General features: G+C 73.0%; 12 protein-coding genes. 2 read left to right on the top strand and 10 right to left on the bottom strand.

All coding sequences use genetic code 11. The features are described from left to right. Positions 1 to 45 precede the first annotated feature (45 nt). On the top strand, positions 46 to 222 hold the full coding sequence (locus tag A8711_RS32560) for a hypothetical protein (protein WP_176722911.1): 177 nt from the start codon (positions 46 to 48) through the stop codon (positions 220 to 222). 46 nt (positions 223 to 268) lie between these two features. On the opposite strand, the gene A8711_RS29945 is transcribed toward A8711_RS32560, so the two are convergent. The 10 genes from A8711_RS29945 to A8711_RS29990 all read right to left on the bottom strand — a co-directional run bounded on the left by A8711_RS29945 (position 269) and on the right by A8711_RS29990 (position 11,677). Continuing rightward, positions 269 to 922, bottom strand: coding sequence for a hypothetical protein (locus tag A8711_RS29945; protein WP_043325241.1), 654 nt, complete (start codon positions 920 to 922; stop codon positions 269 to 271). 63 nt (positions 923 to 985) lie between these two features. Continuing rightward, complete coding sequence (locus A8711_RS29950; protein WP_043325243.1) at positions 986 to 1,888, bottom strand: homocysteine S-methyltransferase family protein; 903 nt, start codon at positions 1,886 to 1,888, stop codon at positions 986 to 988. 38 nt (positions 1,889 to 1,926) lie between these two features. Beyond that, positions 1,927 to 3,066 carry a PLP-dependent aspartate aminotransferase family protein gene (locus A8711_RS29955; RefSeq protein ID WP_043325245.1) on the bottom strand — a complete coding sequence of 380 codons (1,140 nt, stop codon included), beginning with the start codon at positions 3,064 to 3,066 and terminating at the stop codon, positions 1,927 to 1,929. A gap of 22 nt (positions 3,067 to 3,088) precedes the next feature. After that, positions 3,089 to 4,366, bottom strand: a complete 1,278-nt coding sequence (locus A8711_RS29960; RefSeq protein WP_043325246.1) for an aminotransferase class V-fold PLP-dependent enzyme — start codon at positions 4,364 to 4,366, stop codon at positions 3,089 to 3,091. A gap of 248 nt (positions 4,367 to 4,614) precedes the next feature. Beyond that, positions 4,615 to 5,319 carry a crotonobetainyl-CoA--carnitine CoA-transferase gene (locus tag A8711_RS29965; RefSeq protein ID WP_043325247.1) on the bottom strand — a complete coding sequence of 235 codons (705 nt, stop codon included), beginning with the start codon at positions 5,317 to 5,319 and terminating at the stop codon, positions 4,615 to 4,617. 92 nt (positions 5,320 to 5,411) lie between these two features. Beyond that, on the bottom strand, positions 5,412 to 6,698 hold the full coding sequence (locus A8711_RS29970; RefSeq protein ID WP_069090021.1) for an AarF/ABC1/UbiB kinase family protein: 1,287 nt from the start codon (positions 6,696 to 6,698) through the stop codon (positions 5,412 to 5,414). A gap of 5 nt (positions 6,699 to 6,703) precedes the next feature. Further along, positions 6,704 to 7,345: a hypothetical protein gene (locus A8711_RS29975; protein WP_043325250.1), complete on the bottom strand. Its 642-nt coding sequence runs from the start codon at positions 7,343 to 7,345 to the stop codon at positions 6,704 to 6,706. Beyond that, positions 7,345 to 8,241, bottom strand: coding sequence for a 50S ribosomal protein L11 methyltransferase (locus A8711_RS29980; protein ID WP_043325252.1), 897 nt, complete (start codon positions 8,239 to 8,241; stop codon positions 7,345 to 7,347). Before A8711_RS29980 ends, A8711_RS29975 begins: the two co-directional genes overlap by 1 nt. A gap of 128 nt (positions 8,242 to 8,369) precedes the next feature. Further along, a complete protein-coding gene (locus tag A8711_RS29985) occupies positions 8,370 to 9,569 on the bottom strand; it encodes a DUF6004 family protein (RefSeq protein ID WP_030499571.1) in 1,200 nt (399 codons plus the stop codon). A gap of 206 nt (positions 9,570 to 9,775) precedes the next feature. Further along, a complete protein-coding gene (locus tag A8711_RS29990) occupies positions 9,776 to 11,677 on the bottom strand; it encodes a BTAD domain-containing putative transcriptional regulator (protein ID WP_233607693.1) in 1,902 nt (633 codons plus the stop codon). 372 nt (positions 11,678 to 12,049) lie between these two features. Here A8711_RS29990 and A8711_RS29995 point away from each other — a divergent pair. Continuing rightward, positions 12,050 to 12,609: Clp protease N-terminal domain-containing protein (locus tag A8711_RS29995; RefSeq protein WP_304441911.1), on the top strand; the 560-nt coding region annotated here is incomplete at its 3' end.

The raw sequence follows: 12,609 nt of genomic DNA on the forward strand, positions 1-12,609 counted from the left end.
GCGCCGGGCTCTCCGGCGCGTCCCACCGCAGAGCAGGGAGAAGCGATGATCGCGTGCCACACCGGCGGTTGGCCGGACACCGAAGATCCTCAGCGGGCGGAGCCGGCTGCCTCCGGCTGCTCGTGCGGCTGCGCCGGCCGCTGCCGGCCGCCGTCCGCCGGCGCCGGCGGTGAGCGCGACCGCCGGCAGGAGCAGTTCGACGCGCGCGACCGGGTGCCCTGACGCCGGGCGGGTGGGGGCGGCCGGGCCGCCGCCCCCACCGGGCCGGTCAGCCGCCGAGCACGTCCGGCAGCCGGACCGCCTTGAACCGCCGGTCGGCGAAGTCGCAGTACCAGACCAGCTCGCCGTCCCAGGCCAGCCCGGTCGGATGCCCCGGCAGCCGCACCGTGGCGACCAACCGGCCCGACTCCGCGTCGACCGCGTGCAGCAGGCCGTCCTCGAACTCGGCGTAGAGCACGTGACCCTCGGCGTACGTGAGGCCCGAGGGCGACCCCACGACCGGGTGCTCCCGCTGCACCGTCATGGTCTCGAAGTCCCGTAGCTGGATCACCGCGGGAGCGCGCAGGCAGAGCCACACGCCCTCGGGCCCGGTCTCCATGCCGGTGACCCGGCCGTTGGAGGGCCGTACCGGCTTCGACCCGACGGTCTGGCCGGTGGCCGGGTCGATCAGCAGGATCCGCTTCGGCCGGCCGCCGATCTGGCACAGTTTTCCGTCCGCGTATCCCAGGTCGGCCCGCACATCCGGGTACGCGAACGACCGGCGTACCGCGCCGTCCGCCGGGTCGATCGCGAAGATCCGCGCGGCGTCCTGGTCGGAGTGCCAGAGCCAGGTGCCGTCCCAGGTCAGGCCGCACATGTAGCCGGCCGGGCCGGGCAGGCTGCGCACCACCTCGACGGGCGATGCGATCGTCGAGCCGCTCACCGTCTCGTTCTCCCTTCGTTGGCTGACCCGGCCCGCGCCGGGCCGGCGGACCTGCGGGCGGCGTCAGTCGACGGCCGCCACCGGGGCGTTCAGCCGGGCCGTCAGCGCGGCGATGTGCGCCGGCGACGCGCCGCAGCACCCGCCGGCCACGGCGAGCCGGTACTCCACCGCCCAGCCGGCGACCAGGTCGCCGAACTCGGCGGGGTCGAGCAGCGGGCGCGGCCCGGGCGCGCCGTCGCGGCGGTCCTCCAGGTTCGGGTACGCGCCGATCGGGCCGTCGTCGGCGTCGCGCAGCGCCCGCAGGCACCGCTCGGTCGCCTCCGGGGCGGTGCAGTTGACAAGCACCACCTCGGCCCCGGCGGCGCGCACCGCGCGGGCGGCGTCCACCAGGGAGTCGCCGGACAGCAGCCGGCCCTGGTCGTCGCAGACGAAGGCGGCCCAGGCCCGGGCGCCCACCTCGCGTACCTGCTCCACCGCGATGCGTGCCTCGCGGGCGGTGTTCATGGTCTCCACCAGCACCAGCTCCACCCCGGCCCGGACCAGCTCCACGGCCAGCCAGCGGTGCTCCTCACGCAGCTCGCCGTCGGCCGGCACCAGGTCCGGCCGGTAGCAGTCCTCCACCGGAGCCATCGACGCGGCGATCCGGGTGCCGGGCGCGCCGGCCGTGTTGCGGGCGGCGAGCGCGACGCCGACGGCCGCGTGCACCATCCAGCCGAGGCCGGCGTCCTCCAGCCCGGCGCGGCGCAGCGCCCGCAGGTTGCAGCGCAGCGTGTTCGCGGTGAGCACCTGCGCCCCGGCGGTCAGGAACCGCTCGTGGACGTCGCGCAGCACGCGCCGCCGGCTGTCCGCCAGCAGCGCCGCGGTGCCCCACCACGGGGGCTGGTACGGCAGCCCGGCGCGCTGCAACTCGGTGGCGAGTCCTCCGTCGAGCACCACCGGGGCGCCGCCGGTCGTGAATGCGGACATGTCTCCTCCTTCGCGGGGCGGTAATGCCGGTCAGCGGGTCAGGCGCCGTCACGCAGCGCGGTGACCAGGTCCTCGACCAGGTCGGCCGCGTCCTCGATGCCGGGTGAGATCCGGATCAGCCGGTCGGTCAACCCGAGACGCCGGCGTACCTCGGGCGGCACCGGGCGGTGGGTCATCAGCGCCGGGCACTCGATCAGGGAGCGGACGCCGCCGAGGCTGACCGCGGCGGTGAACAGGCGTACCCGGTCGAGCAGCTTGGCCGGGTCGCCGCGGTACTCGAAGGCGGCGAGCGCGCCGGGCGCGGTCATCTGCCGGGCCGCCACCGCGTGCTGCGGATGCGTGGGCAGGCCCGGATAGCTGACCGTCGCGACGCTCGGCTCGGCCAGCAGCGCCGCCACCACCGCGCGGGTGTTCTCCACCTGCCGGGCGGTGCGCAGGGACAGCGTCTTCAGGCCGCGGTGGGTGAGGTAGCAGTCGAAGCCGCCGGGGGCGTTGCCGGCCACCGTGCGGTAGGCCAGGAACCGCCGGTGCAGCTCCTCGTCCTGGTAGACGAGCGCGCCGCCGAGCACGTCGAGATGACCGGCGACGGACTTGGTGGTGCTGTAGAGCGTGATGTCCGCGCCGTGCGCGAGCGGTCGTTGCAGCACCGGCCCGGCCAGCGTGTTGTCCACCACCACCAGGGCGCCGTGCCGGTGCGCGAGGTCGGACACCGCGGCGATGTCGGCGACCTTGAGCAGCGGGTTGGTGGGCGTCTCCAGCCACACCATGGCCAGCTCCGGGCCGCATTCGGACAGCGCGCGGTCCCGCTCGGCCGGGTCGGCGAAATCCACCGGCCGGACCGTCACGCCGCGCTCGGCGGCGGCGGCGAGCAACTGGTGGGTGCCGCCGTACACGTCGTCGGAGGCGAGCACCAGCCGGCCCGGCGGCACCAGCGACAGCGCCGTCGTGGCGGCGGCCTGCCCGCTGGTGTAGACGGTCGCGTGCCGGGCGTCCTCCAGCGCGGCGAGGCACTCCTCCAGCGCCTCCCGGTTGGGCTGCTCGCCCCGGGCGTAGAAGTAGCGGGGCGGGTCCTGGGCGGTGCGGTCGTAGGTGGTGGCGAGGTGGATCGGCGGCACCACGTCGCCGGTGCCGGGCACTGGTCGCTGGCCGACGTGCACCAGCCGGGTGTCGAACCTCATGACGCTCCCTTCCGGGCGCTGCTCAGAGGAACCGGACGTCGGGGTGGTCGGTGGTCCAGGGACCCGGTCGTACGCCGGCGAGCAGCTCGCCGACGAGGTCGATCTCGGCGGTGGTGTTGTAGACGCCGAAGGAGAGCCGGACCGTGCCGAGCAGGCCCATCTCGTCGAGGAAGGTGCTGGCGCAGTGCACGCCGCAGCGCACCGCCACGCCGTGCCGGTCCAGGTGCGCCCCGACGTCGTACGGGTGGATGCCCTCGACCACGAACGAGACGATGCCGCTGGGGTCGGCGGCCGGGTCACCGACCACCCGCACCCGGTCGATCGCGGCGAGCACGTCGACGGCGTGCCGGACCAGCGCCCGGTCGTGCCGGCGGATCGCGTCCCAGCCGAGGTCGCGCAGGTAGTCCAGGGCGGCGGCCAGCCCGACCGCGCCGGCCACGTGCGGCGTGCCGGCCTCCCACCGGGCCGGCCCGTCGAGGTAGCGGACCGGCTGGTCGGCCGCGACGCCCTTCACGGTGCCGCCGCCCACCTGGTACGGGGGCAGCCCGGCGAGCAGGTCCCGGCGGCCGTGCAGCACGCCGACGCCCATCGGCCCGTACGCCTTGTGCCCGGAGAAGCAGTAGAAGTCGGCGTCGAGGTCGCGCACGTCGACCGGCCGGTGCGGTACGGCCTGGGCGCCGTCGACCACCACCAGCGCGCCGGCCCGGCGGGCGGCGGCGGTCATCTCCCGTACCGGGTTGACGGTGCCGAGCACGTTCGAGACGTGGGTGACCGCCACCAGCGCGGTGTCCGGGCCGAGCGCGCTGGCGAACCGGTCGGCCCCGACCCGCCCGTCCGGTCCGGCCGGCACCACTGTGAGCGTGGCGCCCGTACGGTCGCAGAGCCGGCGCCACGGCAGCAGGTTGCTGTTGTGCTCCATGCCGGTCACCACGACCCGCCGGCCCGGCCCGGCCACCCGTTGCCCGGCGGTGTCCGCGACCAGGTTGACCGCGGCGGTGGTGCCGGCGGTGAAGAGCACCTCCTCCGGCTGCGCCGCGCCGATCGCCCGCGCGACGCTCTCGCGGGCCTGCTCGTACCGCTCGGTGGACTCCAGGCCGAGCCGGTGGTAGCCGCGCCCGACGTTGCTGTTCGCCCCGGTGTAGTAGTCGGTGATCGCGTCCAGGACGACGCGGGGCTTCTGCGTGGTGGCGGCGTTGTCCAGGTAGGCGACGAGGTCGCCGGCCCGGCGGGCCAGCAGGGGGAAGTCGTCCCGTACCGCCCTGGGCAGCGCCTCCGGATCGTGTCGCACCGTGTCCGTCATGCCGGCTCCTGTCGCTTGACGGCCGGTCGTCGGTGCCGGCGTACGCGCCGCGCGGGGTCGCCCCCGCGACGCGCACGGACGCCGTCAGGCGCTCGGGCGACGGAGGGCGGACCGGTCGTCCCCGTGGGACCACAGTGCTCGGGAGGTGCCGCACGGGCGCGGCGTGCCGGACGACGACGGGCCCCGACGAACGCCGAGGCTAGTTCAGAATAATATAGTGATCCGGTCCCGTCACCCCCTGGCGCGGGTCAGTGACCGGAGGTCGTCTGAGCGGCGGGCGCGGCGCCGGCGTCCAGGCCGAGCAGCTCGCAGCAGCGCAGCACCGCGTCGATGTCGCCCTCCAGCTTGAGCTGCCCGCCGACCATCGCCATCAGCGGCGTGACCCGCCCGGCGCCGATGCGCACGAACGTGGCCGCGTCGGTGGTCGCCACCATCGCCGGGTCGTCGGACGGCCCCTTCGCCACGCGCGGCACCCCGCCGGCGACGTCGATGCGGAAGACCTCGTCGTCGACCTGGAACTGGTAGCTCTCGTCGATCGGGGAGATCTTGTCCCACTGGAACATCGCCTCCACGGCGAGGAAGCCCCAGTGCGGGCGGACCGTGTCCTCGGCGTTCAGGTCACCGACGAACTCCAGGCCCCAGTGCGCGAGCCCGAGCACCATCGGCCGCAGCGCCTGCCCGGTCGGGGTCAGCTCGTAGGAGAGCCGGCCGCCGGTGCCGTGCACGTCGACCTGCCGCAGCACGCCCGAGTCGACGAGGAACTTGAGCCGGTCGGCGAGCAGGTTCGTGCCGATGCCGGGCAGGTCCGCGAGCAGTTCGCTGTAGCGCCGGGGACCCATCAGCAGCTCCCTGATGATCAGCAGCGTCCAGCGTTCGCCCAGCACGTCGAGCGCGGACGCGAGCCCGCAGTACTGGTGGTAGGAGCGCTTGCCGGCGAGGCCAGTCTGTGCCATTCCGCTATCGTATATTTTAGTCGGCTGTTTGCGCAGGTGGGGCCGCGCTGTCGAAGCGACCGGCCAGGCCCGGCGGACCGTTCGGCCAGCGGTCAGGCGGCGGCCCGGCGGCCGAAGAGCCCGCGCATCAGCACCGGCTTGGCCAGCTCCTGGAAGTCGAGGTCGGGGTCGAGCTCGCGTACCGTCCCCTCGATCACCAGCAGCGACAGCAGCGGGAAGATGAGTTCCGGCGCGGCGTGCACGCCGTAGCGGCGTTGCAGGTCGAACATCTCCGCGGCGAACGCGATCAGGCTGAACTCCCGGGCCGGCAGCCCGTGGCTGCGCTCCACCAGGTCGGCCATCCGGACCAGGAACGTCTCCACGTCGGCGTCCGGCCGCAGGCCGGTGCCGCTGCGCACCACGATCTCGGCGCAGTACCGGCCGCGCCCGATCGACATGTTCATGAAGAACTCCGCGAACAACCGGCGCAGCTCCTCGGTGAGCTGCACGCTGAACCCGGCGTCGAGCACCACCACCTGGGCGCCCCGGGTGAAGTAGAGGTTGCCCGGGTGCATGTCGCAGTGGACGAATCCGTCCACGAAGAGCATGTGGTAGATCGCTGTCATCGCGGAGGCGGCGAACCGCTTTCGCACGGCCGCCGACATCGACCGCGCCACGTCCACGTCGAGGTCCGGCATGAACTCCATGACCAGGCAGCGCGGCCGGCAGGCGTCGTCGCGTACGCCGGGCACCCGGACCCGGGGCACCACGGCGAGGTTCTCCTTGAGCCGGCGCAGGTTCTCCGCCTCCCGGGCGAAGTCGAGCTGGCCGAACACCGCTCCGCACATGTTCTCGACCACCTCCCGCACCGGGACGCCGCGCAGCATCGGCAGCCGGGCCATCACCCGGGCGCCGTGCCGCATCAGCGCGAGGTCGAGGGCCATCGTCGACTCGATGCCGGGACGGCGCAGCTTGAGCGCCACCTCGGCGCCGTCGGGCATCCGGCCGCGGTAGACGCAGGCCACGCTGCCGCTGGCCACCGGCGTCGGGTCGATCTCCGCGAACTCCGCGGGCGCCTCGCTGCCGTACGCCTCGGCCAGCGCCCGGCTGGTCTGCTCGGGGGTCATCGGGTCGACCCGGTCCTGGAGCACCGACAGCTCGTCGCAGAGCGCGGCCGGCAGCACGTCGCGCCGGGTGCCGAGCACCTGCCCGGCCTTGACGAACGTCGGGCCGAGCCGCATCAGCAACGTGGTGAGACGGCGGTACAGCAGCCGGCGGGCCGCCGCCCGGTCACCTCGGACCGCCTTGACCAGCGCCGCCGGCAGCACCGGCAGCAGGTGGGCGGCGCCGACCGCGCCGATCCGGGTCGAGCGGGCCAGCAGAGCGCGCGTGGTCGCCATGGACGTCAACCCTTCGTGATGCCCGGCACCTCGATCGCCCGGAGCTGCAGGGTGGTGAAGTCGCAGTACCAGATGCGGCGGCCGTCCCAGGTGATGCCGGTCGGGTTGCCCGCGACCGAGTAGGCGGCCACCTCCCGGCGGGCCGCCACGTCGTACAGGTTGATGGTGGCCGCGTCGCGGTCGGAGTAGACGAGGTAGCTGTCGGAGACGGTCAGGCCGGCGATCGGCTGCCGGACCGGGAACGTGTCGATCAGCCCGAAACCGTCCGGGTCACGCAGGTCGACCTGGCGCAGGTCCTCGTAGCCCAGCCAGAGCCCGTGCCGGGTCGCCTCCAGCCCGCACAGCACGTTGCCGGGACGCGGGTTGCCGAACTCGCCGAGCAGCTCGCCGTCCTCGGGATCGACCAGCCGCAGCACGCGGTCGTCGCCCGCCACCTGCAGCAGCCGCCCGCCGATCGTGGTCAGGTCGGTGCGCACGCCGGGGCAGTCGAGCCGGCGGACCACCTTGCCGCTGATCGGGTCCAGGGAGGCGATCTGGCTGGAGACCGCCTCGGAGAACCAGAGGCACTCCGCGGACCAGGTCAGGCCGCAGAGCTTGAGAGCACCACGGACGGGAATGTCGCGGACGGTACCCACCGCGAAGGGCATCAGGACCTCCTCTGCCGGGACAGGCCGCACTCCAGCCGCCAGCCGGTCACGGCGCGGACGTCGCGCCGGGCCGGCCGGCGCAGGGCGACGGACAGCTCGTCGCCCTCGGCCACGTCGGTGTGCCGCAGCGGCCACACCCAGACCGCCCAGTTGCATCCGGGGTACGACGGGAAGTTCGACAGCGTCACGTCGTCGGTGAAGTCGGCGGTGAAGAAGCCGAGCACGGCGTGCAGCCTCCCCGGCGCGATGACCGGCAGCCGCTGCCGCAGCGTCTGCCGGGACGGCGACCGGCCGTCGAGCGCCTGGTCGAGCACCACTGTGGGCTCGGTCAGCAGCTTCGGCGGACGCTGGAAGAAGTGCAGCTGGGCCGCCGGGGCCACGAGCTCCTGCACCGGGTCGAGCCGGTAGCCGTAGAAGTCGCCGCCCCACAGCCCCCAGCCCTCGTCGGCGAACTCGGCCGCGGCCAGCCAGGTCCGCAGCCGCCGGGGCACCACCCGGCCGCCGGGGCGCAGGTGGCGACGGGCGATCACGTGCAGCACCTCGGCCATCTCCTCCTCCGGGCCGAGGTTTCCCATCATCTCGGAGACCAGCACGTCCGCCTTGCGGGGCAGCCGGACCGTACGGGCGTCGCCGGTGACCAGGGTGAGCCGTCCCTTGAGGTCGTTGGCCTCGATGATGCGGGCCGCCGCCGCGGCGGTGGCCGGGTCGGCCTCGACCGCGTACACGTGCTCGGCGCCGTGCCGCAGCGCCAGCAGGGAGAGCGCGAGCAACCCCGCGCCCACGTCGACCACCACGTCGCCGGGGGTGACGGCCTCCTCCAGCGCCCTGTCGTACGCCCGCAGCCGGGGCGCGTCGCCGAGCATCATCTGGTGCATGAGCAGCAGCCGCTGGTCCACGCGGTACCCCCTGAGCGCGCGTCCCTCCCGACCGCCGTAGCAGCCGGGAGGGACATCGTGACGGTACGTTGCTATTGGTTTTACTAGTAGAACCTCTGGCCGGCAGGCCCGTCAAGCGGACCCGTCGGTCAGGCGTTCACCGCGGCGTGCTCGCCGACCAGCGCGTCCCGCATCACCAGGTTGACGCCGGTGAGGCGAGCCTTCGGCTGCTCGTCCACGGTGACCAGGGCGGTGTCCGAGCCGTCCAGCTTGAGCTCGGTGCCGGTGGCCTCCATGCCGCGCATCTTGCCGTTGACGTGCACGGAGTTGGCGGCGTAGAGCGTCTCGTGCGGCGTGACCAGCTCGAACTCGGCGTCGATGTGCAGGTCGCCGGGGAACTTGAGCCGGCTGAGGCTGTCCTCGTTGCCCTCGCCCAGCGTGCCGCCGGAGACCCGCGGCCAGCTCGCCCGCAGCATGACCCGGCCACCCAGCTCCGGGCTGTGTCCGACGACCGCGACGCGGGCCAGCTGGGCGAGCACGCCCGGGCCCTCGTCGTGCTTGTCCGGGCCGAAGAGCAGCACCTCGGCACCGGCCGCCTTGCGGTAGTCCCCGGCCAGGTCGACCCGCACCGTCTTGCCGTTGACCTCGACCTCGATCTGCCCCTCCAGCGAGGTCTGCATGATCATGGACGGGTCGACCAGCATGGACATGCACGGGCCGGCGCTGGGCGCGAAGAACAGGTTCGGCGTGATCCCGACCGGCTGGTTCTCGTCGTTGGCCGGGTACCACGCCTCCGGCAGCGTGGTGCCCTTGACGACGTTCGGCGCGGCCATCACGTCGAAGGGACCGTCACCGCGCGGCTTGCCCAGGTAGGGCCCGGTCAGCGGCTTCTTGAACGGCGGGACGCTGTCGACCACGCCGTAGATGTCGATGACGTTGCGGTGGGCGAGCCGCAGCGTGCTCGACTCCAGGATGCCGAAGCGGCGGATGTAGAACTCGGCCGGGAAGTTCTTGCCCGGCACGATCTGCCGCACGTGCCCGCTGTTGGGCAGGAACGGGTTGGACAGGACCTGGATGCGGTCGTCCAACTCGTAGCTGAACCCCTTGATGCCCACCTCGGGCGCGCTGATCAGCTCGGTGGCGAACTGCGCGTAGCCGTTCTCGTCGACCTTGTGCTCGAAGCCCGGCATGGGCCACTTGTTGAGCTGCACGAAGCCGGACAGGTTGATCGTCTCGCGGCGGCCCGAGTAGTAGTCCTCGCCGAAGACCACGGTTGCCGCGGCGAGGATGTGCGGGCGGATCGGCTTGGGTTCGAGGTTCAGGGACTCGTAGGTCTCTCTGGTGCTCAAGCCAGACACCTCCAATGTCTGTCGGCAGGGGTCAGCGGCGGTCTGAGGGCCGCTGGTGGACCGGACCCGACCGGTCCCGCCGAACTTCAAGCTATGTGTTTTTAAAGCGTGCTGTCAATGCCTGAAGCATCGTCAGGTGTCATCGGCCTCCAGAACGCGACGGCCCGCTCCCCCGGCGGGGAGCGGGCCGTCGCGGCGGCCGCCGGTCAGTCCGGCACGGCCGCCGCGCCGGCCGGCAGCAACGGCCGGGACAGCGGCAGGGGCAGTTCGGCGGCGGGACTCGTCACGGCCCCCGGGGTGCCCGTCTCCAGCGCCAGCCGGCGCAGCAGGCCGAGCATCCGGTACCGGCCGCCGGTCGTCCCGACCGGCATCACCAGGGACTTGTCCACCAGGGCGGCGAGCACCACCCGCACGTCCGTGGGCCCGGACGGATGGGGCCGCCAGAACCGCTGGGCGGCCGCCAGGTCGAACACCCCCGGCAGCAACGCGACGCGCTGGAACAGACAACGCTCGGCCACGTCGAGGCGCTGGACGCTACGGTCGAGCATCGCCCGCAGCGACGTGTGGCGTGACTCCGGTCCGGCGACGGGCGGGCGCAGTCCGTCCAGCGGTCCCTCCAGCTTGCGCAGCACCCCGTCCAGACTCTCGGTGGCCAGGCACGCCGCCGCCATCTCCAGGGCCAGCGGCAGGCCGTCGAGCCGGCGGCAGATCTCCACCGCGACCTCCGCGTCCCGCCGGTCGAGGCGGAACCCGGGGCGGGCCTGGGCCGCCCGTTCGGCGAGCAGCGCGACCGCCGGATTGGACAGGACCGACGGCCATCCGCCCGGCTGCGGCACCGGGAGCGGATGCAGGCGCTGGACCCGCTCGTACGGCAGCCCGAGCGGCTGACGCGAGCCGGTCAGCACCGCCACGTCCGGGCACGCCAGCAACAGCCGGTCGGCGACCACCGCACACGCGTCGACCAGGTGCTCGGCGTTGTCCAGCACCACGAGTGTCGGCTGGTCGCGCAGCAGTTCGACCGGATCCTCGGCGCCGTTGCCCCCGAGCATCCGGGCCAGCCGGCGTTCCAGCTGCCGCCGGTCACTGAGATCGAGCGTGTCCACCGTCAGGACCCCGCCGGTGAAGACGCGGGCGGCCTGGTGGGCGGCGCGCAGGGTCACCGCCGACTTGCCACAGCCGGGCGCGCCGGTGACGGTCACCGCGCGGTACTTCGCCAGCAGGGCCGCCAGGTCGGCGATGTCCCCGGCCCGCCAGTGCAGCGGCCCGGAGATCGGCCCGCAGCCGGGCCTGCGCCTTGCGGCCGGCACCGCCGGCGCCGGCCGGGGCACCGGTGGACGGCCGGCCGGGCGCACCAGCGCCCGGTGCACCGCCCGCAGTTCCTCCCCCGGGTCGACGCCCAGTTCGGTACGGAGCCGCTCGGTGATGTCGGCGTACCGGTGCAGGGCCACGGTCCGGTGCCCGCTGCTGCCGAGCACGGCCAGATAGTCGGCCTGGATCGCCTCGTGCAGGGGTTCCAGCCGGGCCAGCCGGGTGGCGGTGTCGAGCACCGCTGCGGCGCGTCCCAGCCGCAGCCCCAGACCGACGTAGCTGTGCGAGGTCGCCACCCAGGCCGCACCCAGGGCCTCCACCTCGATGTTGTCGTGCAGCAGCGAGCGCAGCTCACCGAGGGTCGGGCTGCGCCACAGGTCCAGCGCCTGCCCGAGCAGGTGGAACGCCTCCTCACGGCAGCCCTCGCCGATCCGCTTCTCGGCCTCGGCGACACAGCGGCGGAACCGCGCGACGTCCGTCTCGACGGTCTCGGCGCGCAGCGAGTACCCGGTGACGGTCGAGGCGATGACCCGTACCCGGCGCCGCGGCGGATGCTCCGGTTCGAGGACCTGGCGCAGCCGGGCCACGTACGTGTGCACGAGCGACCGGGCGCTCGGCGGGACTACGCCGCCCCAGACCGCCTCCTCCACCTCGCTCACCGGGACGCTGTCGCCCAGGCGTAACGCCAGAAGCGAGAGCACCGCCCGCTGCTTGGCCGGTCCGGGCTCCACCGGATGCCCCTTCCGCCGCACGCGCAGCGGACCCAACAGGTCGACCCGGTAACAGGCGCGACTCTCCATCATCTATCCCCCCAGGCTCAGCGTGAGCCCGAGACTGGCACATCCGGTTACCACGTCGCCACACTCAGCTATTGCTCAGGAAACTCGGCAGGCCAGGCCGCCAACCCGCCCGAGCAGCGTGATCACCGCCCGGGACGTGCGTAAAGGCCGCCGGGCGGAACGACGACGGCGGGGAATTCTTTTTCATATGGCGAAGCTATTGATAGAAGTTGCGGGCCGTGCCGGGTTGCGTGACCCGGTCCCGACGAAGGCCCACCCTGAAAGGGATGCCGCCCACCTGGAGGCCCGTGTCGCGCATCCAGGATAGACAGAATGCTATATGAAATCTTAGTATTCTGGTGGCCGGATGACTCAGGTGAGGAGCACGAGGGCATGTTCGAGCGGTTCACCGACCGAGCGCGACGGGTTGTCGTCCTGRCCCAGGAAGAGGCCCGGATGCTCAACCACAACTACATCGGTACGGAGCACATCCTGTTGGGCCTGATCCATGAGGGTGAGGGTGTCGCGGCGAAGGCTCTGGAGAGTCTGGGCATCTCCCTGGAGGGTGTGCGTCAGCAGGTCGAGGAGATCATCGGCCAGGGTCAGCAGGCGCCGAGCGGGCATATTCCGTTCACGCCGCGGGCGAAGAAGGTGCTGGAGCTGTCGCTGCGTGAGGCGTTGCAGCTGGGCCACAACTACATCGGCACCGAGCACATCCTGTTGGGCCTGATCCGTGAGGGTGAGGGCGTCGCCGCGCAGGTCCTGGTGAAGCTGGGCGCGGACCTGAACCGGGTCCGTCAGCAGGTGATCCAGCTGCTGTCGGGGTATCAGGGTAAGGAGCCGGCCGCTGCGGGTGCGGCGCCGGGTGAGGCCGCGCCGTCGACCAGCCTCGTGCTGGACCAGTTCGGCCGCAACCTGACCCAGGCCGCCCGGGAGGGCAAGCTCGACCCGGT

It is taken from the genome of Micromonospora sp. II (genome assembly GCF_001709195.1).
GTDB classification, from domain to species: domain Bacteria; phylum Actinomycetota; class Actinomycetes; order Mycobacteriales; family Micromonosporaceae; genus Micromonospora; species Micromonospora chalcea.

What these genes read in the sequence shown, in the direction of transcription:
- A8711_RS32560 (WP_176722911.1), top strand. Translation starts at nt 46, where the DNA reads ATGATCGCGTGCCACACCGGCGGTTGGCCGGACACCGAAGATCCTCAG.
- A8711_RS29950 (WP_043325243.1), bottom strand. Translation starts at nt 1,888, where the DNA reads ATGTCCGCATTCACGACCGGCGGCGCCCCGGTGGTGCTCGACGGAGGA.
- A8711_RS29955 (WP_043325245.1), bottom strand. Translation starts at nt 3,066, where the DNA reads ATGAGGTTCGACACCCGGCTGGTGCACGTCGGCCAGCGACCAGTGCCC.
- A8711_RS29960 (WP_043325246.1), bottom strand. Translation starts at nt 4,366, where the DNA reads ATGACGGACACGGTGCGACACGATCCGGAGGCGCTGCCCAGGGCGGTA.
- A8711_RS29965 (WP_043325247.1), bottom strand. Translation starts at nt 5,319, where the DNA reads ATGGCACAGACTGGCCTCGCCGGCAAGCGCTCCTACCACCAGTACTGC.
- A8711_RS29970 (WP_069090021.1), bottom strand. Translation starts at nt 6,698, where the DNA reads ATGGCGACCACGCGCGCTCTGCTGGCCCGCTCGACCCGGATCGGCGCG.
- A8711_RS29975 (WP_043325250.1), bottom strand. Translation starts at nt 7,345, where the DNA reads ATGCCCTTCGCGGTGGGTACCGTCCGCGACATTCCCGTCCGTGGTGCT.
- A8711_RS29990 (WP_233607693.1), bottom strand. Translation starts at nt 11,677, where the DNA reads ATGGAGAGTCGCGCCTGTTACCGGGTCGACCTGTTGGGTCCGCTGCGC.